The sequence below is a fragment of the Streptomyces sp. NPDC047072 genome, from assembly GCF_040643855.1.
Lineage (GTDB): Bacteria > Actinomycetota > Actinomycetes > Streptomycetales > Streptomycetaceae > Streptomyces.
This window is the reverse complement of record NZ_JBEYVC010000009.1, coordinates 23,467-48,431: the sequence shown is the minus strand read 5'-3', so window position 1 is coordinate 48,431 and position 24,965 is coordinate 23,467. Positions and strand designations below refer to the sequence as shown.

Below are 24,965 nucleotides of genomic sequence, written 5' to 3'. Positions count from 1 at the left end.
CATCAACACTCGACCGAGCAACCCCGCTAGTCTGCCATACGGGGCAGGGGCCTGGCCAATCGAGCCGGAGAGAATACCCCGAGAGTGACGCAGGTCAAACACGAGTCCCCTTCCGGGCGGAACGCGTCGCCCGCAGGCACCGTGGACCGGCCTCCGTGGCGGTGCTCTCATGAACTGCATGCGGATGTGGGGGTCACGGGGGATCCGTGGGGGCGGCTGGTGGCTGGTCGTCGGTGGAGCCGCGGGGGTGTCGGTCGTCTCCTGGGTGGCGGTCCGGACGCTGCCGGGCGTGGTGGGCGGTGCGCTGGTCGCCGTAGCGGCGACCGTCGGGGCGCTGCTGTCCCAGCGCGGACAGCGGCTCGTCGACGAGGGCGTACGGCAGACCCTGGCCTTCCGGGAGGAGCTGCTGGTCGACGACCGCGGCCGCGTCCCCCGGGTGCGGGACCTGCTGGATCCCCTCGATGCCGGGGTCCATCCGGCCGCCCCGGTAGGCGACGCCTCAAGCCCCGGCGCCCGGGTCCCGCCCTTCGTCCGCCGTGACCTGAGCGGCGAGATCGACGAGGCGGTGCGCACCCGCCCCTTCGTCCTGGTGGTCGGCGAGTCGACGGCGGGCAAGAGCCGCGCGGCCTACGAGTCCGTCCGCGCGGTGCACCCCGAGGCCGCCTTCCTCTCACCCGACCCCTCAGCCCCCTCCGCGCTCCGGGCGGCGGCGGCCGCGGTCCGGCGCGAGAACTCCTCCGTCGTCTGGCTGGACGACGTCGACCGGTATCTGGGAGCCGGAGGACTCACGCCGTCCCTGTTGCGCAGGCTCCTCTCCCCCGGCCCCGGCCGTACCTCCGTCGTCGTGGCGACGATCCGGGCGCAGGAGCGGGCCCGCCTCACGAACGCCAGGGAGGCCGGCGACGCCCTGGGCGCGCGCGTGGTCCGGGACGTACTGGGGCCGGCCCACGAGATCCGGCTCGACCGCCGCTGGCACCGCGAGGAGGTGGCCCGGGCCCGGGAGCACCACCGCGACGACCGCCTGGCACGGGCCGTCGACAGCGCGGAGCGCTACGGCATCGCCGAGTTCCTGGCGGCCGGCCCGCAGTTACTGACGGCCTGGCAGGACGCCTGGGCACCCGAGAGCGGGCACGTCCGCGGGGCCGCGCTGGTGAGCGCCGCGGTCGAGGCCCGTAGGGCGGGATGGAGCCGTCCGCTGCCGGTCACGCTCCTGCGCGAGCTCCACGAAGACCACCTGGCCGCGCGCGGCGGCCCGCTGCTCCGCCCGGAGAGCTGGAGCGAGGCGCTGACCTGGGCCACGACCCCGCTGCACGCCACGAGCAGCTTGCTCCTCCCCCAGGACCGGCCGGACGACTACTACGTCTTCGACTACCTGCCCGACGCGGTGAGCGCCGACCCCGCGCCCCCACCGATCCCCGAGACCACCTGGATCCGGCTGATCGCGGCGGCCGATCCGGACCTGTGCGAGGACCTGGGCTGGGCGGCCCTCGGTCATGTATGCCCAACGGCGGCTCTGGACGCCTTCACCCGGGCCCTGGACGGCGGAGTCCTCACCGCGGCCTCCGGCCAGGCGGAGATCCTCGCGGACCGGTTCCAGATCGAGGAGGCTTGCCGGGTCCTGCGCACCACGCTCGCCACGGCTCCCCCCGACACGGCACCGGAGACGCTGATCGCCCTGCGTTCGTCCCTGGCCTGGTGGAGCGGCGGAGCGGGCAACGCCGAGGAAGCCCTCGACCTGGTCACCACCCTGCGTGAGGAGGCCCGGGCCCGGTACGGAGACGACCACGCGACCACCATCGGCATCGCACGGAACGTCGCCCGCTGGACGGGCACCCTCGGCCGGACCGAGGAGGCGCTGACGCTGTCCCTCGACGGCCAGGAGCGTGCCCTACGGCTGTTCGGCCCCGACCACCCGCTGACCTTCCTCGCCCGTTTCGAAGTCACGGTGTGGACGCGCGACGGCGGGGCGGTCCGGCTGTGGCGGGATCTCGCGGCCGACACCGGCCGCGTCCTGGGCGACCTCGACCGCTTCACTCACTACGCACTCTGGAACCTGGCCGGTGCATTGGCCTCGTCGGGCGACACCGACGAGGCCCTGCGGATCCTCACGAAGGTCGTCCACGTCCGGGCGCTCGTCTTCGGCCCCGACCACCCGCGGACCTTCGCCGGCCGTCTCCAGCTCGCCGGCCTCCACGGAGAGACGGGCCGGTTACCCGAGGCACAGTCGTTGCTGACCGCGACGGTCGACGACTCGGCACGGGCACTGGGCCACGACCACGAACTCACCCTCGCCGGACGCCATCAACAGGCCCTGTGGACCGGGCTGTTGGGCGACCGGGACGAGGCGGCGGACCTGCTGAGGGCCCTGCTCGACGACTGCGAGCGTCACCTCGGCCCCGGCCATCCCCTCACCGAGGACTGCCGGGCCAGGGCGTCCGACCCGGCCCGGCCGCCCTGGTACTACGAACCGCCGTCGTGGTGACGGGCCTCGGAGAGGAAGGCGGTCCAGGTCTCCGGCTGGAGGGCGAGCCGGGGGCCGTCCGTCTGCTTGGAGTCGCGGACCAGGACGGTGCCGGGCGCGACGGCGATCTCGACGCAGGAGTCGCCCTCGCTGCTGCTGCTGTAGCTGCTCTTGAACCACGTCGGCTCGGAGGCGTTGCGGATCATGTCTCCCCCAGCAAATGCTCGATGAAGGCGGTCGACTCACGCGGAGTGAGCGCCTGGGCTCGGATGATCCCATACCGCAGTTCCAGGATACGGAGCTGCCTCGGCTCGGATACAGGGCGTCCGTTGGAGACGATCGGGGACCGCCCCACCGCCGAGCCGTCCTCGAACTTCAGCACCTCGATGCTGCCGGCGATTCCGGCGTGCTCCTCGCGGTCCATCGGCATCACCTGAAGCTCGACGTTCCGCAACTCCCCCACCTCCAGGAGGTGGTGCAGCTGGCGGCGCAGCAACTCCCGGCCGCCCAGGGGACGTCGTAGCGTCCACTCCTCCAGGACGAAGCTGATCTCGGGTGCGGGGTCCCGCTCGAACACGGCCTTGCGGGCCAGGCGGGCCGCGATGAAGCGCTCGACCTCCTCCTCGGTGTACGCGGGGCGCCGCATCAGCAGCAGGCCGCGGGCGTACTCCGGGGTCTGGAGCAGCCCGTGGACGTTCAGAGGGTCGTAGAGCTGGAGCTCGACCGCCTTGGACTCCGCCTGGGCGAGGTCGCGCACCTTCTTCGGGTAGCGGACCTTCTTGACGTCCTCCCACGCGGCCGCGATCAGCCCCTCCGCGCCCAGCGTCTCGTCGGCCCGCTCCAGATACTCCTGCCGCGGGATCCGCCGCCCGCTCTCGATCTTGTAGACCATGTCCTCGCCGTACCCGACGGCGTCCCCGAACTCGGCGGCCCGCAACCCTGCGGCCTCGCGCCGCAGCCTCAACTGCCGCCCCACGGTCTCGATGACCGCGAGCCCCCACGCATCGTCCGGATCCACCTCCCAGCCCGGCTCGTCCGCCTCGGTCCTCAGCCGTACCGCGTCGTCGTCCACCGACATCCCGCGCCCCTCCGTCGTACCGACATCTCCCGCGTGCCCTGCCCCGCGGCAGCCGCCGACAAGCCCGGACACGCGTGGACAAAACCCAGGAGGGGCTGGATGAAAACGTACGTACGATCAGCGCACGTCGACGCGGTCCCCGCCGCTCGTCGTCGCGCCCGTCGTGTCGTTGCCGCCGTACGACCAGCGCCAGATCCCGTCCTTCGACGCGGTGACCGTGGTCTTCAGGGCGCCTGTGCTGCTCGACGTGACCTTCTTGACGGTGACGAAGGTGCTGGTGCCCGTCTCGCGGAACTGGAGGCTGACCGAGCGGCCGCCGTAGCCGTCGTACTTCTTGGTCGCCCAGTTCGCCCGGGAGACCTTGCCGGTGACGGTGATCTTCTTGCCCTTGACGACCGGCTCCGGCGAGGCGTCCACGGTCAGTTTCGACGCCCGCCTGAGCCGGACGGTCAGCGCCCGGGTCTCGCGCTCGTGGGCCGCGAGGTTGCCGTTGGCCTTGAACAGGAGCAGGGAGACGCCAGTCTTCCAGACGGTGGCGTCGCTGTTGGAGTCGACCTCGTCATGACTCCGGTCGGGGTCGATGTAGAGGGACCCCTCGCACTCGGCCTTCCTGGCGCTCTGCTCGTAGCAGGTGTAGCCGCCCGGGCCGATGTAGTTGTCGAAGTCGGCGGCCAGATCCTGCGGCAGGCGCCCCCGGTAGAGGAAGGGGTGCGCGTCGTACCGGGAGGGGTCGCTCGTGCTGTACCCCGACGGCAGGGTGATCGTGAAGGTGAGCGACGGCTCGACCACCTTCGCGGTGCCGACGACGATCGGCTTGCCCTTGTTGATCACGATGTCGGACACCTTGATGCCGGTGTCCTGGGCCTGGGCCGCCGGGGCGTTCAGGAGGGTGAGGGTCAGCGCCCCCACGAGCGCGGCCCCGGTGGCCGTACGTCTGCCAGTGGTCATTACCACCTCTTTCGCGGAGCGGGCGTGGTGCCCGAAAAGAAGCAGGCAGACTATCCCATGACCCGATCATGACCCTCGCTCGACCTACGCCCGGTCGATGAGGGCGGCGAAGACCGCGTACGCCAGCGGCACCGTGCAGAAGGCCGCCACCGCGAGACCCCGTCGGCGGACGGAGTCGTGGCGCTCCCACGGCATCGCCCAGCTGCCCGCCAGCAGGAACAGCGCGACTCCGAGGCCCCCGAGCAGCACCGGGAAGGCCAGGCCGAGGCTCGCGTCGAGGCGGTCGGCCCGGGCGTAGGCGACCAGGCACGCGGGAAGCGTGAGCAGGGTCGAGATCAGCGGGGCCGCCCAGGCTCCGCGTGCGCGGTCGTCCAGTGTGTTGTCCGGCATGGCACCATCCCAGCGCCCAACCGCCCCCGCCCGCATGAGCGTTCGTACTCAGAAAACACGAACGCTCTACGCGTCTCAGCCGCCCGCGTTGCGCAGCCGCGCGAACGACGTGTCCAGCCCGCGCTTCAGCAGCCCCGCCACCGGCCGCTCCACGAACCGGTGCACCAGCCAGCTCAGCAGCATGAACCCGGCGATCACGGAGACGACCAGGAGGCGGGCGTCCATCGTGTCGCGCAGGCGGTTGATGAAGGTCGTACCGGCCGCGTAGTGCATGAGATAGAGCGGGTACGTCAGCGCGCCCGCCGTCACCAGCCACCGCCACCGGACGCGGTCCGTCGCGCCGAGGGCGATGGCGACCATGGCGAGCAGGAAGACGGTGAAGATCAGCACGCTCCCCCGCCACCCGGAGACGTGCTCGACCTCGTCGATGCGGACGCCCAGCTCCCGCTGCCCCATCAGCCAGGCCATCGCGAGGATGCCCCACAGCAGCAGGTCCTGCCCGAAGCGGTGCATCAGATAGAGCGCGAGCCCCGCGATGAAGTACCAGGCGCCGGACGGGTTGGCGACGAGGTCCAGCAGGGGCAGTTTCGCGACCGGCGCGAGCATCGCGGCCGCGCCCCACACACAGCAGAAGACGACGACCTTGCGGTACGTCAGACCGCTCCAGACCACGACCAGGAAGAGCAGGTAGAAGCGCAGCTCCGACCAGAGCGTCCAGTAGACGCCGTCGACGTTCATCACGCCCGAACCGGACTGGAGCATCGTGAAGTTGAGCAGGACGTCCCGGGTCCGCAGCGTGTCCCACACGCCGGGCAGGGCCACCAGGACGGCTGTGGTGAACACGATCGCGACCCAGTACGCCGGATAGAGCCGGATCACCCGCGAGGTGAAGAACTGCCGCGGCGTACGCCCCCAGCAGGACATGCAGATCACGAAGCCGCTGATCACGAAGAAGATCTCGACACCGATCCACCCGTAGGACGCGAACCGGAACACGGTCGGCATGATCTCCGACACCGGCCGGTCCCAGACAAGGTTCCCCGGCTGGTTCACCCGGTTCGTCCCGGCGTAGTGATGCACGGCGACCATCAACGCGGCAAGCAACCGGATCCCGTCGATGGCGTAGAGCCGACGACCGCCCCGCTCCCGCACGACGGCACGCGACGACGGCGACACGTCCTGCGGCGGCGCCGCGAGCGGCGGCAACGGCCGCTGCAACCCGCCGACGACCTGTCTGGGTATCGAGGTACTGCTCTCCGCCCCCTGCGTCGCCACGCCCTGCCCATCCGTCCTCACGAGAACCCCGGGCCCCAACGACACCGGAACGTCTTACGCTACGGCCGTCACAACCACCCCACAGCGAGCAGACAAGAACAATCCGGACCCGGGAGCGGGGGATTTGCCCCAACGCTCGCCACACCGCCGCCGAGAATTCCCCGAGGCTTCACCCGGCATATTGCCCTCCGCTTCCCCGGCCCCGAGGATCACGCCCATGGACAACCGAAGAGGCGGAGTACGCCCGTGAGCAGCACCGTGTACTCAGTCATCCCGACCGACCCGCACTGGCAGCCAGAGCGGGCCGCCGGCGACCGGGCCGCGGCGTTGCTGGCCCGGCTGGCCCCGGAGAGCGACGGCGGCTTCGACACCGAGATCGACGTCGACTGGTACGACGCGGTCAACGCCGTCGACTGCGGATCGAACCTGACACGGATCCGCTGCCCGCACTGCGGCGCCCGGATCGACCACGAGTGGTACGGCGATCTGCTGGAGACCCACTGCGACACCGGCTTCACCACACTCGCCGTCACGGTCCCCTGTAGTGGGGCGGCGACCTCGCTGGACGCCCTGGAGTACGACTGGCCGTGCGGCTTCGCACGGTTCGAGATCGCCGTATGGGATCCGGACCGGGAGCCGTTCGACGAGCGGGAGCTGGCCGCCGTGGGCGAGTCACTCGGGCATCCCGTCCGGCAGATCGTGGCCCGGATCTGAGGCTCTCGGGCATGCGAAAAGGCCCGCCCGACCGGAGTCGTGCGGGCCCCTTCAGAGAGCTGTCAGGTCGAGATCACTTGTTGATCTTGATGACCTGGCCGGCGCCCACCGTACGGCCACCCTCACGGATGGCGAACTTCAGGCCCTCTTCCATGGCGACGGGCTGGATGAGCTCCACCTTCATCTCGGTGTTGTCACCCGGCATGACCATCTCGGTGCCCTCGGGGAGGGTCACGACGCCGGTCACGTCCGTCGTACGGAAGTAGAACTGCGGACGGTAGTTGTTGAAGAACGGCGTGTGGCGGCCACCCTCGTCCTTGGACAGGATGTAGGCCTGCGCCTCGAACTCGGTGTGCGGGGTGACCGAGCCCGGCTTGATGATGACCTGGCCGCGCTCGACGTCCTCGCGCTTGATGCCACGGAGCAGCAGACCGACGTTCTCACCGGCCTGGCCCTCGTCGAGCAGCTTGCGGAACATCTCGATGCCGGTGACCGTGGTGGTGGTCTTCTCGGTCTTGATGCCGATGATGTCGACGGTCTCGTTGACCTTGAGGACACCACGCTCGATACGACCGGTGACGACGGTGCCACGACCGGTGATCGTGAAGACGTCCTCGATCGGCATCAGGAACGGCTTGTCGACGTCACGCTCGGGCTGCGGGATCGACTCGTCGACGGCCTTCATCAGGTCGAGGACGGACTGGCCCCACTCCTTGTCGCCCTCAAGGGCCTTGAGCGCCGAGACCTTGACGACCGGCAGGTCGTCGCCCGGGAACTCGTACTCGGAGAGGAGCTCACGCACCTCGAGCTCGACGAGCTCCAGGATCTCCTCGTCGTCCACCATGTCGGCCTTGTTCAGGGCGACGACGATGTACGGAACGCCGACCTGGCGGGCCAGGAGCACGTGCTCCTTGGTCTGCGGCATCGGGCCGTCGGTGGCGGCGACCACGAGGATGGCGCCGTCCATCTGCGCCGCACCCGTGATCATGTTCTTGATGTAGTCCGCGTGACCGGGGCAGTCGACGTGGGCGTAGTGACGCGTCTCGGTCTGGTACTCGACGTGCGCGATCGAGATGGTGATACCGCGCTGGCGCTCCTCGGGAGCCTTGTCGATCTGGTCGAAGGCCGAGGCCTCGTTCAGGTCCGGAAACGCGTCGTGCAGCACCTTGGTAATGGCGGCCGTGAGGGTCGTCTTACCGTGGTCGATGTGACCGATGGTGCCGATGTTGACGTGGGGCTTAGTCCGCTCGAACTTCGCCTTCGCCACGGGGTCCTCCTGTGGAGTGGTTCTGGAACGCCTTGCTTCATCGGCGCCAGGTGATCTTTGCTGGAAAGCCCGGGCCCCGGGGCAGTCCGACCGCTATTGCGGCGGAATGCCCCCTGAGGCTCCGGAGTCAAGCCTAAAGCGTGGGAACGCGGTGCGTTACTCGCCCTTGGCCTTCGCGATGATCTCCTCGGCGACGTTCCGCGGAACCTCGGCGTAGGAGTCGAACTGCATGGAGTAGCTGGCCCGGCCGGACGTCTTGCTGCGCAGGTCGCCGACGTAACCGAACATCTCCGAGAGGGGCACGAGGCCCTTCACGACGCGGGCACCGGCCCGCTCCTCCATGGCCTGGATCTGACCACGGCGGGAGTTGATGTCGCCGATGACCTCACCCATGTAGTCCTCGGGCGTGGTGACCTCGACGGCCATCATCGGCTCAAGGAGAACCGGGGACGCCTTGCGCGCGGCCTCCTTGAAGGCCTGCGAACCGGCGATCTTGAACGCGAGCTCGGACGAGTCGACCTCGTGGTAGCCACCGTCGATCAGCGTGACGCGCACGCCGGTCATCTCGTAGCCCGCGAGGATGCCGAACTGCATGGCCTCCTGCGCACCGGCGTCCACCGAAGGGATGTACTCCTTCGGGATACGGCCACCGGTCACCTTGTTCACGAACTCGTACGAGGCGTCGCCGCCCTCGATCGGCTCGATCGCGATCTGCACCTTGGCGAACTGACCGGTACCACCGGTCTGCTTCTTGTGGGTGTAGTCCACGCGCTCGACGGCCTTGCGGATCGTCTCGCGGTACGCGACCTGCGGCTTGCCGACGTTGGCCTCGACCTTGAACTCACGGCGCATACGGTCGACCAGCACCTCGAGGTGCAGCTCGCCCATACCACCGATGATGGTCTGGCCCGTCTCCTCGTCCGAGTGGACCTGGAAGGAGGGGTCCTCCTCCGCGAGACGCTGGATGGCGACACCCAGCTTCTCCTGGTCGCCCTTGGACTTCGGCTCGATGGCGACCTGGATGACCGGCGCCGGGAAGTCCATGGACTCCAGGATCACCGGGGCCTTGTCGTCGCACAGCGTCTCACCGGTCGTGGTCTGCTTCAGACCCATCACGGCGATGATGTCGCCGGCGCCCACCGCGTCGATCTCCTCACGCTTGTTCGCGTGCATGCGGTAGATCTTGCCGATGCGCTCCTTCTTGCCCTTCACGGAGTTCAGGACAGAGGAGCCCGACTCCAGGCGGCCCGAGTAGACCCGGACGAAGGTGAGCTTGCCGAGGTGCGGGTCGCTCATGATCTTGAACGCCAGCGCGGACAGCGGCTCGTCCTCGGACGGCTTGCGCTTGACCACGACCTCCGGGTCCTTCACGTCGTGACCCTCGATGGCCTCGACGTCCAGGGGGGAGGGGAGGTAGCGCACGACCGCGTCGAGCAGGGGCTGGACGCCCTTGTTCTTGAACGCGGTACCGCAGAACACCGGGGTGACCGTGGTGTCCTTGGACTTGCCGGACGCGATGGTGATACGACGGATCGCGGCGTACAGCTGCTCCACGGAGGGCTCCTCGCCCTCCAGGTACAGCTCCATGATCTCTTCGTCGTTCTCGGCGACGGTCTCGACGAGCTTGCCGCGGTACTCCTCGGCGGCCTCGGCGTGCGTGGCCGGGATGTCGACGATGTCGTACATCTCGCCCTTGGTGGCCTCGGCGGACCACACGAACGCCTTCATCGTGACCAGGTCGACGACGCCCTTGAAGTCGGCCTCGGCACCGATCGGGAGCTGCATGACGATCGGCTGAGCGCCGAGGCGGTCAGAGATCATGTCGACGCAGCGGTGGAACTCGGCACCGGTCCGGTCGAGCTTGTTGACGAAGCAGATGCGCGGAACGCCGTAGCGGTCCGCCTGACGCCACACCGTCTCGGACTGGGGCTCGACGCCGGCGACGCCGTCGAACACCGTCACGGCACCGTCGAGCACACGAAGGGAACGCTCCACCTCGACGGTGAAGTCGACGTGGCCCGGCGTGTCGATGATGTTGATGGTGTGGTCGACGTCTTCCAGCGGCCAGTGACAGGTGGTGGCAGCAGAGGTGATCGTGATGCCACGCTCCTGCTCCTGCTCCATCCAGTCCATGGTGGCAGCGCCGTCGTGGACCTCACCGATCTTGTACGAAACGCCGGTGTAGAACAGGATCCGCTCGGTGGTGGTCGTCTTGCCCGCGTCGATGTGGGCCATGATCCCGATGTTGCGGACCTTGGCCAGGTCAAGCGAAGTGGTAGCCATAAGGCTTCAGTCTTCTCTCGGTCTCGATGTGGACTGCGACTACCAGCGGTAGTGCGCGAAGGCCTTGTTGGACTCGGCCATCTTGTGCGTGTCCTCGCGCTTCTTGACGGCCGCACCGAGGCCGTTCGAAGCGTCGAGAAGCTCGTTGAGCAGACGCTCGGTCATGGTCTTCTCGCGACGGGCGCGGGAGTAACCGACCAGCCAGCGCAGCGCGAGCGTGTTGGCACGACCGGGCTTGACCTCGATCGGGACCTGGTACGTCGCACCACCGACACGGCGGGACTTGACCTCGAGGGTCGGCTTGATGTTCTCCAGAGCGCGCTTCAGCGTGATGATCGGGTCGTTGCCCGTCTTCTCGCGGAGGCCCTCCATGGCGCCGTAGACGATGCGCTCGGCGGTGGAGCGCTTGCCGTTCAGCAGCACCTTGTTGATGAGCGACGTGACAAGAGGAGAACCGTAGACCGGGTCGATGATGACCGGGCGCTTCGGGGCGGGGCCCTTACGAGGCATTCTTACTTCTCCTTCTTGGCGCCGTAGCGGCTGCGGGCCTGCTTGCGGTTCTTCACACCCTGGGTGTCAAGGGAACCGCGGATGATCTTGTAGCGAACACCCGGCAGGTCCTTCACACGGCCACCACGCACGAGCACGATGGAGTGCTCCTGCAGGTTGTGTCCCTCACCCGGAATGTAAGCGGTGACCTCGATCCCGCTGGTCAGACGCACACGCGCGACCTTACGCAGGGCCGAGTTCGGCTTCTTCGGGGTGGTCGTGAACACACGCGTGCAGACGCCGCGGCGCTGAGGGGAACCCTCGAGTGCGGGCGTCTTGTTCTTCTCGACCTTGTCCTGCCGGCCCTTGCGGACCAGCTGCTGGATCGTAGGCACTACTTCTCCGGTTTCTGTGTGCCGAATGGTGAAGCTAACCTGGAACGTCGCCGACCCACGCGGTCGGGTGTGTCGAATCCGGCGGATCCCCGCCGCGAGGCGAAAACTGCACAGATTGCGGTGGCCGCGCACGGCCCCGGTGCGGTGTGTAGGCACGCACGAGGGCCAGGGCACACCCCAGGCACAAGGTCTGAGCGTACCCAGCTCATTCGCTGCGGTCAAAACAAATGGACCCGGGCTGCATCGTTATGCACGGCGTGTCAAGCCCCAACGCCGTAGTGGATCTTCCTTTTCACATTCCCGCGATGACCAGCGCCGTCAGGACGGCCACCCAGAACGCGGTGGACAGCCACCCGAGCACCAGCCCGGTCAGCGCGAGCCCGTCGCCGCGCTCCCCGGTCCGCTGCATCTCCGAGCGCGCCGCGTGTCCGAGGATGACCGCCGGAACCCCGGTGAACCCCAGCGTCGGCACACACAGCAGCCCGCACACCACGGCTCCGACGGCCTTTCCGTTCGTACGGGGCGGGGGCGCGGGCAGAAACGTCCGCGGTACGGCGGTCAGGGGCGCCGGCTGCGGTACGGGGCCCAGCGGCAGGTCACCGACGAGCAGCGCCAGCTCCCCCACCGTACGGGCCCCGTACGCCCGCTCCACCCGCTCGTCGAACTCCCCCTTCTCCAGCCGCCCCTCCCCGAACCCGGCCCGCAGCACGTCGACGGCGCGCTCCCGGTCGGCGTGCGAGGCGAGCATGGCGCCGGTGCTGCGGCCGCCGTGCCACGGCTGCGGGACGGGGGCGCCCGCCGCGCCCTGCCAGGGCTGCGGCACAGCTCTCCCCCACCGCTCGCCCGGAACGCCGTCGCCCGGCGACGACTGGTCCTTGTGCTCCCACGACTGCCACGACGGTTGCGACACGGAGTACCTCCCCGGATCCCCCCGAGTCCCTCCATGATGCGCCGAACCGGCATTCCCGGCACAGACCGCGTCGGCGCGCGCCACGGGTCAGCGGTTCCGCGCCCGGGCCCCACGGGTCGCCCGCTCGGCCGCGAACACGTCCTCCAGCCGGAAGAGCTGGGCGCGTCCGGCCCGGCCGACGGGGGCGAGACGGCCGAGCTGGACCCACTTGCGGATGGTCGCGGGCGCCACGCCGGCCTCCTGGGCGGCGAGCGGTCCCGGAATCAGGGTCGGCAGGTCGGCGCTCACCGGCGGCTCCACTCCCCCTCGTTCCAGGTGTGCCGGTAGGCGGGGTCGTCGTGGCAGGCGCAGTCCGCGGCCGAGCAGCGGCAGGCCGGGTTGACGCAGAGGACGGCCGCGCGGTCCGGGAAGGCCCGCAGCGAGACGGAATCGCACCAGGGGCAGCGCCCGGAGACCCGTACGACGGTCTCGGTGTCACCCAGCGCGCGGGCGCAGCGCCGGGCCATCCGCCGGGTCTCGTTCCTCACATGGGCGGCGAGCACGGGGTCCGCGGCGATGGAGTCGAACAGCGCGGCGATACGGCGCAGCCGCTCGGGCACGGTCGCCCGGCGGGGCCGCCCCAGTCCGAGCCGCTCGCGCACCGCCTCCTCCAGCTCGACCACCCCGTCGGTGATGTCCCGGATGGTGTCGGAGATGTGCAGCCGCAGCGGGGCCGCGTGGTGCCCGGGGGCGGGACCGGGTCCGGCGGGGCGGTGGGCCGGAGCGGTGCGGCCGGGGGCGAGCTCGGTGGCGAGTTCGGGGAACTGGCGCAGGAGCGTCGCGATCCACAGGGCGGCGTCGTCGGGGGCGGAGGTGTCGGCGGTGGCGGAGGGGTCGGGCACGGGGCCTCCCAGTGCGGTTCCGGTGTGGCGGATGGGAAACAAGCGCCGTCCAGACTTACAGATTGCGTGCGCGCTCGCAACAAATATGCCGAACAGGCATGCCGGCGACCCCTTCACCAAACTCTTCCCTTGTGCTTGCGCGCGAGCACGTAATTTGTTGCGCGCGAGCAAGCTAGACTTGCCGCACCAAAAAGGAAGCGAGCCCTCAGATGACCAGTCAGGATCTGGAAGTGTTCGCCGCTTGGGTCGAGGACCTGATGCGCGACCGCGGTTACGACATCGACAGTCCGCGCGGCGGCGGCAAGTCCCGTATCGCGGACGAGGCCGGCGTCCACCGCGCCGCCGTCACCCGCCTGCTGCAGCGTCAGAGCATGCCGGACCTCGAGACCACCCGCAGGCTCGCCCGCGTCCTGGGCGTCCCGGTCCGCGACATGCTCATCCGCTCCGGCCGCCTGACCGCCGAGGAACTGACCGACCCCGGCGCCCCGTCACCTTCCCCCGGCACCGAGCCCGGCCGCCGCCCCACGCCGGAGGAGGTCGCCGACCTGCTCGGCGTACCGGCCGACCGACGGGAGATGTTCGTCAGGGTGGTCGAGCAGTTCCTCCCGACCACCCCCGGGACCGCACCCGGCCAGCCCCCACTGGAAGCGGCAACGGGAACCACACCGACCTCCGACTGACCTGCCCCGGCCGGCAGCCGCGCGGGGCCGTACGCACACCGTCCCCCTCCGAGCCGCCCGCACCGCACTCTTCCCCCACGCCGATCAGCCGATCGAGCGGACACCGTGGCGGCGGGACTCGCCCTGCCCGCAGCCCGCGCGGACGCCTCTTCGCCGACCGCGCCCGACGGACTCGACTCACCGCCGGTCCGACACCCGGCTCCCCGCCGGTCTCCCCACCGGTTCCGCCACCGGTTCCGCCACCGGCCTCACACCCGGCCGACCGCCCGGCCCGGGCACACCCCGGGCTCCCGCGTCCGTGCGGCGCGCCTCCCGCGTTCTCCCGCGACGCCCGCACCCCGCCGATTCCGAACCGCCCCCACCCGTCCGACCTGCGCCGATGCAAAGACAGCACGACCCCGCAGCCCAAATAGTTGCGTGCGCGCTCGCAACGTGTCACAGTTGGTGCAGCGGCGGAGCTGCGCCCGACACCGGGTGACGGCCCCGCCGTTCCGTATGCCCGCCCCGCCACGAAGGGAGCCACACGTGGCCGATCCGACGGTCACCTTCCCGGATGTCGAGCGACTCGTCGTCGACTTCCTGACCGACTGCACCGAACTCGCCGCCGCGACGGTGGACAACGTCCCGCCCACCGGATTCGACGGCACCCAGCCGGTCGTCCTGGTCTCCCGTTCCGGCGGGGCCTGGATCGACGACCAGCACCTGGACCAGCCCCTCGTCGACTTCGAGGTGTACGGCCCGACCAAGACCGGCGCCCACACGCTCGCCCTCACGGTCCGCTCGGCGCTGCTCGCGCTGCGCGGGACGTCGTACGGAACGGCGTACGTCTCCGATGTCGTCGAGGCCGACGGACCGCGCTGGCTGCCCGACTGGAACCGGGCCGCCGCGAACCGCTACCTCTCCACGGTGCGGCTGCACATCCGCCCCGCCTGAGCGCCCCGCGCGTTCCCCCTGATCAGGCCCTGCCCGTTCGAGAAACGGCGGGGCCTTCGCCGTATCACGGCACCTCTCGACGACCCACCACTCACAAGGAGTCACCCATGGCAGGCAACAACGCCAACGAGATCCGCGTCGCCGGTACCGGCCGCATCCTGGTCGCCCCGGTCGGCACGGCCGCGCCGACCGACACCACCGCCGCGTGGGCGGCGGCCTGGAAGGACCTCGGCTACACCTCGACGGACGGCATCAAGCTGTCCAAGAAGGACAAGCTCGACCCGGTCGAGACCTGGCAGTCGGTGTCCCCGGCCCGGTTCATCTACTCGGACCGCGACCTGACCGTGAAGTTCCAGCTGCTCCAGCTCAACGAGGACACCCTGCCGTTCTTCATGGGGGGTGACGCCCTCACCGAGACCGCCACCGGCTCGGGCATCTACAAGTACGAGCTCGCCTCCAACCCGAAGTTCAACGAGAAGGCGCTGGGCATCGAGTTCACCGACGGCAGCGCCATCACGTACCGCTTCGTCCTCCCGCGCGGCCAGGTCACCGACACCGAGGAGCTGTCGCTGACCCGCACGGCCTCGGTCAAGCTCGGCGTCACCTTCACCGCGCTGGCGGTCGACGACACCAAGCCGCTGGCGACCTTCCTGATGAAGGACCCGGCGTACGCCGCCTGATCCTCCGTCCGATCCGAGGGGGGGCGGTACGGACCGCCCCCCCCCTTCTTCCCCATCCCCTGTTCTTCATCGTTCTTCAGCAAGGAGTTGCCCCGATGGCGAGTTTCGACGTCTCCGCCGCCCGCGCCCAGCGCCAGGAGGCCCTCGGCCGTAGCTGGTCCTTCACCCTCGACGGGGACACGTTCACGCTCCCCACCGAACTGACCCGCAGGACCGCCCGCGCACTGCGCGAGCTCGACGACAACGACGTGGACGGGCTGCTGCGCGTCCTGCTGGGCGAGGGCCAGTTCGAACGCTTCGACGGGCACGAGGTCACCATGCAGGACATCGCCGCGATCCTGGAGGCCTACGGCAAGGAGACGGGGCTCGGCCTGGGGGAAGGCTGAGCCTCGGCGCGTTCGTGGACGAACACGCCGAGGCCCTTGAGGCGGACCTGCTCCGCCACTACGGCGTGGACCTGCTCGACTGGTACCGCGGCCGGCTCTCCTCCCGCCGGCTCGCGGTGCTGGTCAAGCACCTGCCACGCGACAGCGCGACCCTCGACGCCCTGCACGGCGAGGCGGCGCAGTGGTCGGTCACCGACTATCTGCTCGCCGCGGCCGTCGACCAGCTCGCCGAGGCCAACTGGATGTTCGCGACCGTCAACCGGGACGAGGACGCGGAGCCGCTGGACTACCCGAAGCCGGTGCCGAGGCCGGGGGCGGGCTCGGAGCCGGGGTCGGGGTCGGAGCCGGGCTTGAGCTCACCGGAAACGGAACCCGCCGGTCCGCCCCGCACCCCACCCGTCCGCAACCACCGCAACCCCACCGCGGCCGAACTCGCCCAGTTCTTCACCTGACCGCTCGCCGGGCCCGACCTCTCGCCAGGAGCGACGCACCATGACCCTCTACACCCCGCTCAACACACTCCCTTATCCCGAGCCCACCGACGTGGCGAACCTCCCGCTCCACCTCCAGTCCCTCGCCGAGGGCATCGACGGCCGGACGATCCTGCGGTACGCGACGGCGGCCGACCGGGACACGAAGATCACGACACCGGTGGCCGGCATGGTCGCCTGGCTGACGACACCCGGGACGCTCAGTTACCACACCGGCTCCGCGTGGGTCGCGATGGGCGCCTGGACCACGTACACCCCGGCCTGGGCCGCCGCGACGACGGCGCCCGCGCTCGGCAACGGCACGCTGACCGGGAAGTACGCGATCGTCGGCAAGGTCTGCCACTTCACGGCCCTGTTCACCGCGGGCTCCACGACGACCTTCGGCAGCGGCAACTACACCTTCGGCTTCCCGGTCCCGGCCGGCGCGCTGGGCGGTCTGCCGCAGTTCCAGGGCATCGCGACCTCCACCAACGTCCGGGGCCTGATCAGCTGCCAGCCCACGGCGTCCTCGAACGCGACGACCTACACCCTGTGGGGCCCGACCTCGACCACCTCCCCCGACCTGGGCCAGATCGGCAGCTCGGGCATCCTCGGCGTGGCCTGGGCGAGCGGCAGCGTGATCCGGATCGGCGGCTCCTACGAGGTGGCCTGAAACCGCTTCCGTTTCCCCTCTCGATCACAGGGGCGTGCGCTATCCTTCGAACAGTTATCGCTCAGGTGTTCGAATAGAACATCATGGAGAGCCGGGCGGTACGAAGCGATGGGGGGCTTCATTGACCAGGGACGACGACACGAGGCGGGCCGAGTCCGCACAGGCCGAGGCGGAGACCGAGGCCATGGCCCAACTGCGCCACGCGCTCTCCGCACGCTTCAGGGGCCGCCCCCTTCCGCCGGACCTCGTGGTCACGACCCGCACGGACATCGAGAACCGCGAGTTCAAGGCGTACGCGGCGGGCTGGCGGGACCGGGTCGAACACGAGGAGCGCCGCAGAACGCAGCCCCCGCCCCAGGCCCCGGTCCACCCCCGCGCCACGGACGCCACGGTCCTCCCCTTCCCGCACTCCTCGACCTCCTCCTCGGCACGACCTCACCCGCACGACGATCCGTCCTGACAGCCGCTCACCCGGACCGCACCCGATTCCCCCAGGCCGACGGCACCGCCGTCGGCCTCTTTCCTGCCCGCACCCCAGGAGTCAGCGCCATGGGAAACCTCTGGATCGGCCCACCGGGCGCCATGGTCGAGATCGACCAGGCCGCCAAGTCCTTCGACCGCACCGCCGACCTCGGAATCAGCGAGTACCGGTCCATCGGCGGCAGGGTCACCCTCACCCGCACGCTCACCCCGGTACGACGGCTGAAACTGGCCTGGGACCTGCTCGCCCCCGCGCACGCCCGCGCCCTGGACCGCATCGCCCGCCGCGTCGACCGCCCGGGCCCGGTGTTCGTCGTCGACCCGGCCGCCGGCAACGTCCTGACCCCCGCCCAGGCCGCCGGCCTCGGCGTCGCGGGCGCCACCGGAATCACCGGCCTCGCCCAGTGGTTCGCGGTGACGACCGGAGCGGTCGCGCCCGACGCCGCCGCGCCCGGCACCTTCCGCTTCACCGCGGCCGACACCACCGGCTCGGTGGGCTGGCGCTGCGTCGGCACCGTCGGCCCCTTCCCGGTCTCCCCCGGCCTGCAGGTCTCCTTCCGCGCCCCGACCGCGATCGCCGCGCTCGGCACGGCCGGCGTGGGCATCGACTTCAAGAAGGCCGACGGCACGTACCTGAGTTCGGCAACGGCCACCGGCGCCCTGGTCACCGGCACCGTCCCGGCCGGCGCCGCCTACATCACCCCGACCGCCAAGCCCGGCACCGCCGGCAGCTACTCCCTCGCCGGCGCCTGCCTCACGTACGGCGGCATCGCGGAGAACGGCATCCCCGGCGACGGCCTCCCCCCGATGTCCGTCACCGCCTACACCGACACCCCCGGCCGCCCCCTCCCCTACCGCTCCATCGGCCTCGACCTCGTCGAGGTCTCCAGCCCGACGGTCATACCGACCGGCGCCAGCGCATGAAGGCTTTGAGGACACCCCGGTAGAAGAAGTAGTCGGGGGTGCCTTCGAGCTCCTCCCACCCGGTGTAGAGATGGACGTTCCTGATGTCCGGTGCCTCGCCGGGCAGCCGCCCGAGGAGGGTCTGCACCTCGTCGCCGGGGCTGTTCTCCGCGAGGAACTGCCAGAAGACGTTGGCGTCCGCCGTCGCCCGCAGCCGGTCGGCCAGGGCCGTTCCCTCGATGTGGGCGCCCCACAGATGGAAGAGCACCAGGGTGGGGACACCGTCCCGGGGGATGCTCCGCGCGATGTCGCGGACCGCCGCGTCCACATCCCCTCCCTCGCGGCCGAGGCCGTACTCCCGCGCATGCCGTGCGAGCGGGTTGCCCGGCACCGCGTCCTCGGTGAAGAGGGGATCCTTCGGCAGCACCGCCCAGTCCCGGATCCACCCGGACGCCTCCGCCGGCTTGAAGGGCGGCAGCCGGTGGGCCTGGGAGGTGTATATCCAGGCATCCACCTCCGAGGTGTCGGACAGAAAGGCACCCAGGGCGGCGGTACGGCGTACCACATCAGCCGTCATTCCGGTCTCGAAGGCGAACCGCGAAGCCCCGGAAAAAGCGAGCACCACCCTGGCGGATTTCCTGCGCACTCCTCCACGCCGGGCCGCCAGAATCATGGCAATTCGCCCTTTACCGGCTCTCGGCCCAGGGGCGGGAGAATCAACTCTGTCAAGGGTCACGGCCGAACGGTACCGCGGCCGCGGCCGCAGTCGCAATAACTCCGCTGGAGGTCAGCATGGGAATCGACGTCAAGGAAATAGGGAACGACATCGCGAGAATGGCGAGTCACGTCCCGTCCCTCCTCAACGACATGGGCGTCGTGAAGAAGGAGGTCAAGCGCTTCAGCGACGCCGTACCCGGCCTCAAGGCCGACATCGACGGGCTCAAGGTGGCCCTTTCCGCAGTCACCGTGTCCGCCCAGATCCTCAAGGTCGACATGAGCCTGTGGAAGATCGACGAGAAGGGCATCACCTTCCGGGGAAACCAGAAGGTGACCTGGAGCTGGGTCAAGAGCGTCGAGGACGAGAAGAAGGCGAAGACCGAGGAAAAACTGATGCTGAAACTCCGCGAGACATTCCTGGAGAAGGGGAAGAACACGGAGATAGAAAAGGCACAGCGGACCGCCAACCATGCCGCCCGCGAGGTTCGCGTACTCAAGGACACACTCCGGTCCGCCGGTAAGGACGCACGCTTCGAGCCCACCAAGAACAAGCGCGAGGAGTACAACAAGCTCAGGAATTCCGTGACCGGACTGAGCAACGCGCTCGCGGGAATCTGATATCCGCCGCCGAACAGCCGCTGTCGAATGAATCGAGGCATACATGGATCTCAAACAGGCCGTCGCGGGAGTGGAAGCCAGGCTGAACACCCTGCGTGGCTCGCTCACCAGTGCCGGCACGGCCATGAGCAGAACGAAGAGCAGCGCCGAATCGATGTCCCGCTCGGTGGGAGCCATCCGCACCGCGGCCACCCAGAGCGACAGTGCCGTGCGCACGATGCGCGGCGGCCTGACGAACGCCGAGTCGGCGCTCGGCAAGACCCGTACCGGCACCGACAAGCTGAAGTCGTCCTTCGACAAGCTGAAGTCCGCCGCCAAGGGCGCCCAGGGTGAACTGAAGAGCGTCAAGAACCAGGCCGACGCTGTCGAGAAGTCCGTCGGCAAGGCCGCCAAGAACGCCGACAAGGGCGGCAAGTCCATGGGCGGTCTCGGCAAGGGCCTCAAGGGCGCCTCGCTCGCGCAGAAGGGGCTGAACCTGGCCATGGCGGCCAGCCCGTTCGGGCTCGTGATGACCCTGCTGGCGCCGCTGATCTCCCAGTTCATCAACATGGACAAGGTCACCGCCCTGCTGCGCAAGGGCGTCGAGATCGCGATGAAGCACATCGGCAGCGCCGTCGGCTCGCTGGTCAGGAACGCCGGACCGCTGCTCAGGGGCCTCGGCAACGCCATGCTGACCCCCTGGACCGGCCTCGCCCACGCCCTCAACGCCCTCTTCGGGATCCTCGCCGGGATCCGGATCAGCATCCCCGACTGGGTCCCCAAGTACGGCGGCCGCGGCTTCTCCTTCCCCTCCCTGCACGTCCCGGTCCCCCACCTCGCGGCCGGCGGCGTCGTCCAGGCCCGCAACGGCGGCACCCTCGCCCTGCTCGGCGAGGCCGGCGAACACGAGGCCGTCATCCCGCTGTCCAAGCTGGAGCGGATGCTCGGCCACGGCGGCGGCCTGCGCACCCTGACCTCGGCCGTGGAGAAACTCGCCGACCGCCCCGTCGTCGTCCAGGTCGACTCCCAGGAGATCGCCCGCGCCGTGTTCCTGGGCCAGCGGCAACTCGCCCGGCGGTAACACCGGCACCGCACTTCGAAGCCGACGGCACACCCGTCGGCCTTTTTCATGCCCGCAACGCCCGCAACGCCGACAGCGCCCGCGACATCCGCAGCGCCCGCGAACCGCCGCCCACCCCAGGAGCTCGCATGGGAAACCTCTGGATCGGCCCACCCGGGGCCATGGTCGAGATCGACCAGGCCGCCAAGTCCTTCGACCGCACCGCCGACCTCGGCACCAGTGAGTTCAGATCGCTCGGCGGCCGGGTCACCCTCACCCGCAACCTCGCCCCCGTACGCCGCCTCAAACTCGCCTGGGACCTCCTCGCCCCCGCCCACGCCCGTGCCCTCGACCGCATCGCCCGCCGCGTCGACAGCGGCCGGCCCGTCGCCGTCGTCGACCCCGCCGCCGGCAATCTGCTCGACCCCCAGCAGGCTCTGGGCCGCCGCGATCCCGGAATGCCGATGGTCCAGTGGTATCTGGGCAACGGCTCCGGGTCCATCACCGCGACGGCCGCCGGCGACTACGTCCTCAACTCCACCGACGCGGCCGGCAAGGCCGCCTGGTGCAGCGCGCGCTGGCCCGACGGCCGCTTCCCCGTCGCCCCCGGCATCGTGGTCTCCTTCAGGCCCCCGGCGTCCTTCACCGGCGTCGGCGCCCAGACCGTGCAGATCACCTGGCGGGACAGCACCGGCGCCGCGCTGTCCACGACCGGGGTGACCGGCAGCGTCCTCACGGCCACCGCCCCGGCCGGAGCCTGCTCTCTGACCCCGTACTCCATGCCCGGCGCGATCGGCACGTACTCGCTCGCGGGCGCCTGCCTCACCTACGGCGGCACGGCCGAGAACGGCATCCCCGGCGACGGCCTGCCCCCGATGTCCGTCACCGCCTACACCGACGCTCCCGGCCGCCCCCTCCCCTACCGCTCCATCGGCCTCGACCTCGTGGAGGTGTCCAGTGCAGCAGGCTGACGACAGCACCGAGTCCGCGCTCGCCGCCGGCGAACGCACCACCGCGCACACCACCCGGCTCGGCGGCAAGGACGTCTCCGCGCAAGTGCAGTCCTGGCAGGTAGAGCGGTCGTACGCGACCGATCTGCCCGCCGCGATGCGGGCGTTCTCCGGATCGTCCGCGGCCCAGCTCCAGGTCCAGCTGTCGGGCACGGGCGGTGTGTCGGCACCCGAGCTGTACGCCCCCTGGGCGCTCCGCGGCACCGGCGACATCGCCCGTCCCGGACAGTCCGTGGTGCACCAGGGCGGGGTCGGCACGACACCCCTGCCCGCCTTCCGGGGCACCGTCAGATCCCGTTCCGCACAGGCCGGTTCGGACACCGTGCAGATCACCGCCCTGGACGGTGCCGAACGGCTGCGCGGACCGGCGCTGCTGCCGAAGCCGTACGCCGGTTTCCGCCTCGGCCGTCCCGTCGCCTCCGCGACCTGGTGCGTGGACGAACTGCTGCGCCAGGCCGGTGTCCACTCCGCCCCGCCGCCCCGCTACCCGGAGTTCGTCGCCGGGCAGCCGCTCACCCTCGTGCACGCCTCCCTGCACGGCGGTTTCGCCACGCCGTACGGCCAGCCGCAGGCCCTACCCGCCCCGGCCGACTACACCTGGACCCGGGACGGCGCCCCGCACGAGATCGCCCTGCTGCCGAAGTCCACCGGCGTCACGGCGAGTTGGTACCCGCGCTCCCGGGTGACCGTCCCGGGCAGCCGGCTGTTCGCCGAGGCCTGGGTGAACTGCGGCATCGGCTCGGGCGACGTCTTCCGGATGGAGCTGGTCCTGGACCGCACCGGCGGTACCAGCGGCACCCTCTCGATGGAGGTCAACTTCGCCACCGGCCGGGTCCAGATGGGCTCGGGCACGACGAACGGCTCCTTCCTCAACGTCTTCCTGGACTGGACCTCCCTCCAGGCCCTCAAGGGTGTCTGGCACATCGGCGCCTACTTCGACTGCGTGAGCTCCGGCAACACCGTCTACCCCACCGTGCAGCCCCGGCTGACCGGCCCGGACGGCACGGTCCTGGAGTGGGCGCCGTACCTGATCAGCCACGAGTACGGCATCCAACCGGCCGCGGAACTCAGCGAGTTGAGGCTCGTCACCGGCGTGGCCGTGGAGGGCGTACAACTCACCAGCGGGCTAGGCGCCTTCCCCTCGCAGACGGAGTTCGCGCAGACCGGCACCTGGACCAAGGCCGCCGAACTCGACGACGTGATCCTGCCGTTGCATGCGGTGCCCCGGGTCTCCGGATCGCAGTGGGAGGTCATCGGGCAGATCGCCAAGGCCGCCATGTCGACGGCCGAGTTCGACGAGCGGGGCATCTTCCGCTGGCGCAACCACACCCGCTTCCGCACCACGCCCACGAAGGCGGACCTCTCCCTCACCTCGGTGCGGGAGATCGCCTCGCTCACCCTCACCGAGGAGATCGACGCCTGCCGCAACTACGTCGTCCAGCCCGCGAAGGTCTTCGAGAGCTTCGGGGTCGAGGCGGGGACCACGTACACCGACACGGCGGTACGGCCCATCCCCGCGAACGGCACCCTGACCGTGTCGTACGTCATGGCGGACGAGGAGTTCGACATCGCGCCGCCGGTCACCGACGACGACTCGGTCACCACCGTGGGCCCCCAGGTCCGCTTCGCCACCACAGCGGCCGGCACCACGGCGGTCAAGGGCGCGGTCGACGTGCTGACCCGCCGCGAGGACGGCTATCTGGTGGTGCGGTTCACCAACCGCAGCTCGCAGATCCTCTACACGGCGAAGAAGGACGGCACCCCGTCCGTCTACCTGGAGACGCAGAAGCCGAAGGCGGATCCCGTGGAGCGGTCGGCGACCGCGTACGTGGCGGGGACCGCGAGCGAGAAGTACTACGGCCGCCAGCAGCACACCGGGGAGAGCACCGACTGGATCCAGGACCTGACCTCTGCCCAGGCCATCGCGAACGCGATGTACAGCGCCGGGGTGTACCCCGTGCCGGTCATCGGCGACGTGGAGGTCCTGTACGACCCGCGCATCCAGCTCGGGGACGTGGTGCAGCTGACCGACACCTCGGGCACCCGGCTGGACACCCTGGCCTGGGTCGTCGGCATCAGCACGGCGGAGTCCGCCGACGGCGGCGTACGGCAGACGCTCACCCTGCGCGGCACCCGGACCAACGGCACACCGGCCGACACCGGGCTGAGCCCCGACGCCCCGGCGGCGCCGGTCGCCGTGACCCTGTCCACCTACAGCGCGGTGACCTCGGCCTTCCCGACCCTGGCCGCGCTCACCGCCTCCGGGTTCACCTGGGGCGAGATCAAGGAGTCGGCGTATGTCTGAGAACACACCCGAGAGCACGTCGGAAACGGTGCCGGTCACCCTGGACGACGACCAGCTGGCCCAGCTCGCGGCCGCCGTCACCAGCGGACTCGCCGAGTACCTGGTCGAGGAGCCGGTCATCGCCGTCCCCGCCGAGGTGTCGGTGGTGGTGCCGGATCCGGTGGCGGAGGAGCCGGGAGACACGGAGGACGGGACGGACGGAGACGACGGGACGGGCGGAGACGACGGGACGGGCGAGACCCCCGAGCCCTCCACCTCCGTCAGCACCGCACCACAGGCCACCACCGGCACCGACGCCCCCGGAACGGAGACCGCATGACCGCGTACACCCCCCTCAACGCGCTCCCCTATCCCCAGCCCACCGACACCGCCGACCTCCCGCTGCACCTTCAGTCGCTGGCCGAGGCGATCGACGGCCGGACCGTCCTGCGCTACGCCACCGCCGCCGCCCGCGACGCCGCGATCACCACCCCCGTGGCCGGCATGGTCGCCTGGCTGACCACCCCCGGCCAGCTGACGCACTACACCGGCACGGTGTGGTCGCCGGTCGCCCCCGTTCCCGTCTTCAAGGCCAACAACGACGCCGGAACCACGGCCTCCACCACCGCGGTGGAGATCCTCGCCGACTCCGCGACCACCGCGGTCACCGCCGCGTTCACCGCACCCCCGAGCGGTCAGGCGATCGTCACCCTGGGCGCGTACATGTACAGCTCGGCGGCGTACGGCTCCTACATGTCCGCCACCGTCTACAAGGCCTCCGACAAGTCGGTGTTCCTGGCCTCCTCCGCCGACCGGGCCGTCGTCGTCAACAGCGTCAACAGGTCGTCCTGCTCGACCCAGTTCCTGGTGACAGGCCTCACCCCGGGGACGGTCTACAACGCCGTGCCCTGCTTCTGGTCGGCCAACAGCGCCAACACCGCCACCTTCGACACGATGTTCATCCGCGTCGATCCGGTGATGTAGTCCACCCCCGGCTCCAC

General features: G+C 70.1%; 29 protein-coding genes. 16 read left to right on the top strand and 13 right to left on the bottom strand.

What is annotated here, in order from left to right; translation table 11 throughout:
- Positions 1-169 precede the first annotated feature (169 nt).
- Positions 170-2,482, top strand: a complete 2,313-nt coding sequence (locus ABZ896_RS06170) for a tetratricopeptide repeat protein (RefSeq protein ID WP_360922699.1) — start codon at positions 170-172, stop codon at positions 2,480-2,482.
- Here ABZ896_RS06170 and ABZ896_RS06165 read toward each other — a convergent pair.
- The 5 genes from ABZ896_RS06165 to ABZ896_RS06145 form a co-directional block, all read right to left on the bottom strand.
- Positions 2,461-2,667, bottom strand: a complete 207-nt coding sequence (locus ABZ896_RS06165; RefSeq protein WP_360922697.1) for a DUF397 domain-containing protein — start codon at positions 2,665-2,667, stop codon at positions 2,461-2,463. The two genes, ABZ896_RS06170 and ABZ896_RS06165, sit on opposite strands and share 22 nt — an antisense overlap.
- Complete coding sequence (locus ABZ896_RS06160; RefSeq protein ID WP_360922694.1) at positions 2,664-3,539, bottom strand: helix-turn-helix transcriptional regulator; 876 nt, start codon at positions 3,537-3,539, stop codon at positions 2,664-2,666. The genes ABZ896_RS06165 and ABZ896_RS06160 overlap by 4 nt, the downstream gene beginning before the upstream one ends.
- A gap of 117 nt (positions 3,540-3,656) precedes the next feature.
- Complete coding sequence (locus ABZ896_RS06155) at positions 3,657-4,487, bottom strand: hypothetical protein (RefSeq protein ID WP_360922692.1); 831 nt, start codon at positions 4,485-4,487, stop codon at positions 3,657-3,659.
- Between the two features lie 84 nt (positions 4,488-4,571).
- A complete protein-coding gene (locus tag ABZ896_RS06150) occupies positions 4,572-4,877 on the bottom strand; it encodes a hypothetical protein (RefSeq protein WP_360922689.1) in 306 nt (101 codons plus the stop codon).
- A 75-nt stretch (positions 4,878-4,952) separates the two neighbouring features.
- On the bottom strand, positions 4,953-6,152 hold the full coding sequence (locus tag ABZ896_RS06145) for an acyltransferase (protein WP_360922686.1): 1,200 nt from the start codon (positions 6,150-6,152) through the stop codon (positions 4,953-4,955).
- 246 nt (positions 6,153-6,398) lie between these two features.
- Here ABZ896_RS06145 and ABZ896_RS06140 point away from each other — a divergent pair, with 246 nt between their 5' ends.
- Positions 6,399-6,866 carry a hypothetical protein gene (locus ABZ896_RS06140; RefSeq protein WP_360922683.1) on the top strand — a complete coding sequence of 156 codons (468 nt, stop codon included), beginning with the start codon at positions 6,399-6,401 and terminating at the stop codon, positions 6,864-6,866.
- A 73-nt stretch (positions 6,867-6,939) separates the two neighbouring features.
- Here ABZ896_RS06140 and tuf read toward each other — a convergent pair whose 3' ends face one another.
- From tuf to ABZ896_RS06105, 7 genes are all read right to left on the bottom strand, one after another.
- Positions 6,940-8,133, bottom strand: coding sequence for an elongation factor Tu (tuf, locus tag ABZ896_RS06135; RefSeq protein ID WP_360922680.1), 1,194 nt, complete (start codon positions 8,131-8,133; stop codon positions 6,940-6,942).
- A 156-nt stretch (positions 8,134-8,289) separates the two neighbouring features.
- Positions 8,290-10,416, bottom strand: coding sequence for an elongation factor G (gene fusA / locus ABZ896_RS06130; protein WP_360922676.1), 2,127 nt, complete (start codon positions 10,414-10,416; stop codon positions 8,290-8,292).
- Positions 10,417-10,455: 39 nt separating this feature from the next.
- Positions 10,456-10,926 (bottom strand): 30S ribosomal protein S7, encoded by a 471-nt coding sequence (rpsG, locus tag ABZ896_RS06125; protein WP_003992340.1) that lies wholly within the window; start codon positions 10,924-10,926, stop codon positions 10,456-10,458.
- Positions 10,927-10,928: 2 nt separating this feature from the next.
- Positions 10,929-11,300 carry a 30S ribosomal protein S12 gene (gene rpsL, locus ABZ896_RS06120; RefSeq protein WP_003948652.1) on the bottom strand — a complete coding sequence of 124 codons (372 nt, stop codon included), beginning with the start codon at positions 11,298-11,300 and terminating at the stop codon, positions 10,929-10,931.
- A gap of 292 nt (positions 11,301-11,592) precedes the next feature.
- Positions 11,593-12,048 (bottom strand): DUF1707 and DUF4190 domain-containing protein, encoded by a 456-nt coding sequence (locus ABZ896_RS06115; protein WP_360922885.1) that lies wholly within the window; start codon positions 12,046-12,048, stop codon positions 11,593-11,595.
- Positions 12,049-12,297: 249 nt separating this feature from the next.
- The gene (locus ABZ896_RS06110; protein WP_360922673.1) at positions 12,298-12,498 is read right to left on the bottom strand and encodes a hypothetical protein; all 201 of its coding nucleotides are present in this window, start codon (positions 12,496-12,498) and stop codon (positions 12,298-12,300) included.
- Entirely contained in the window at positions 12,495-13,091 is a 597-nt protein-coding gene (locus ABZ896_RS06105) for a hypothetical protein (protein ID WP_360922670.1), read from the bottom strand. The genes ABZ896_RS06110 and ABZ896_RS06105 overlap by 4 nt, the downstream gene beginning before the upstream one ends.
- A gap of 209 nt (positions 13,092-13,300) precedes the next feature.
- Here ABZ896_RS06105 and ABZ896_RS06100 point away from each other — a divergent pair, with 209 nt between their 5' ends.
- The 8 genes from ABZ896_RS06100 to ABZ896_RS06065 all read left to right on the top strand — a co-directional run bounded on the left by ABZ896_RS06100 (position 13,301) and on the right by ABZ896_RS06065 (position 18,317).
- Entirely contained in the window at positions 13,301-13,771 is a 471-nt protein-coding gene (locus ABZ896_RS06100; protein WP_360922668.1) for a helix-turn-helix transcriptional regulator, read from the top strand.
- A 525-nt stretch (positions 13,772-14,296) separates the two neighbouring features.
- Entirely contained in the window at positions 14,297-14,704 is a 408-nt protein-coding gene (locus ABZ896_RS06095) for a hypothetical protein (protein ID WP_360922665.1), read from the top strand.
- Between the two features lie 107 nt (positions 14,705-14,811).
- Entirely contained in the window at positions 14,812-15,384 is a 573-nt protein-coding gene (locus ABZ896_RS06090) for a phage tail protein (RefSeq protein ID WP_360922662.1), read from the top strand.
- A gap of 95 nt (positions 15,385-15,479) precedes the next feature.
- The gene (locus ABZ896_RS06085) at positions 15,480-15,770 is read left to right on the top strand and encodes a hypothetical protein (RefSeq protein WP_360922659.1); all 291 of its coding nucleotides are present in this window, start codon (positions 15,480-15,482) and stop codon (positions 15,768-15,770) included.
- A gap of 65 nt (positions 15,771-15,835) precedes the next feature.
- Positions 15,836-16,222 (top strand): hypothetical protein, encoded by a 387-nt coding sequence (locus ABZ896_RS06080; RefSeq protein WP_360922882.1) that lies wholly within the window; start codon positions 15,836-15,838, stop codon positions 16,220-16,222.
- Between the two features lie 40 nt (positions 16,223-16,262).
- Positions 16,263-16,913 (top strand): hypothetical protein, encoded by a 651-nt coding sequence (locus ABZ896_RS06075; RefSeq protein ID WP_360922656.1) that lies wholly within the window; start codon positions 16,263-16,265, stop codon positions 16,911-16,913.
- Positions 16,914-17,034: 121 nt separating this feature from the next.
- Positions 17,035-17,373, top strand: a complete 339-nt coding sequence (locus ABZ896_RS06070; protein ID WP_360922653.1) for a hypothetical protein — start codon at positions 17,035-17,037, stop codon at positions 17,371-17,373.
- Between the two features lie 89 nt (positions 17,374-17,462).
- Positions 17,463-18,317, top strand: a complete 855-nt coding sequence (locus tag ABZ896_RS06065; protein ID WP_360922650.1) for a hypothetical protein — start codon at positions 17,463-17,465, stop codon at positions 18,315-18,317.
- On the opposite strand, the gene ABZ896_RS06060 is transcribed toward ABZ896_RS06065, so the two are convergent.
- Entirely contained in the window at positions 18,292-18,873 is a 582-nt protein-coding gene (locus ABZ896_RS06060) for a VWA domain-containing protein (RefSeq protein ID WP_360922647.1), read from the bottom strand. The genes ABZ896_RS06065 and ABZ896_RS06060 overlap by 26 nt on opposite strands.
- Before the next feature lie 215 nt (positions 18,874-19,088).
- On the opposite strand from ABZ896_RS06060, the gene ABZ896_RS06055 reads away from it, so the two are divergent.
- From ABZ896_RS06055 to ABZ896_RS06030, 6 genes are all read left to right on the top strand, one after another.
- The gene (locus tag ABZ896_RS06055; protein ID WP_360922644.1) at positions 19,089-19,631 is read left to right on the top strand and encodes a hypothetical protein; all 543 of its coding nucleotides are present in this window, start codon (positions 19,089-19,091) and stop codon (positions 19,629-19,631) included.
- A 43-nt stretch (positions 19,632-19,674) separates the two neighbouring features.
- Positions 19,675-20,691: a hypothetical protein gene (locus tag ABZ896_RS06050; protein ID WP_360922641.1), complete on the top strand. Its 1,017-nt coding sequence runs from the start codon at positions 19,675-19,677 to the stop codon at positions 20,689-20,691.
- A 128-nt stretch (positions 20,692-20,819) separates the two neighbouring features.
- Positions 20,820-21,641, top strand: a complete 822-nt coding sequence (locus ABZ896_RS06045) for a hypothetical protein (RefSeq protein WP_360922638.1) — start codon at positions 20,820-20,822, stop codon at positions 21,639-21,641.
- Positions 21,628-23,985, top strand: coding sequence for a hypothetical protein (locus ABZ896_RS06040; RefSeq protein WP_360922635.1), 2,358 nt, complete (start codon positions 21,628-21,630; stop codon positions 23,983-23,985). The genes ABZ896_RS06045 and ABZ896_RS06040 overlap by 14 nt, the downstream gene beginning before the upstream one ends.
- On the top strand, positions 23,978-24,304 hold the full coding sequence (locus ABZ896_RS06035) for a hypothetical protein (protein ID WP_360922632.1): 327 nt from the start codon (positions 23,978-23,980) through the stop codon (positions 24,302-24,304). The genes ABZ896_RS06040 and ABZ896_RS06035 overlap by 8 nt, the downstream gene beginning before the upstream one ends.
- Positions 24,301-24,948, top strand: coding sequence for a hypothetical protein (locus tag ABZ896_RS06030; protein ID WP_360922629.1), 648 nt, complete (start codon positions 24,301-24,303; stop codon positions 24,946-24,948). The genes ABZ896_RS06035 and ABZ896_RS06030 overlap by 4 nt, the downstream gene beginning before the upstream one ends.
- Positions 24,949-24,965: the final 17 nt, after the last annotated feature.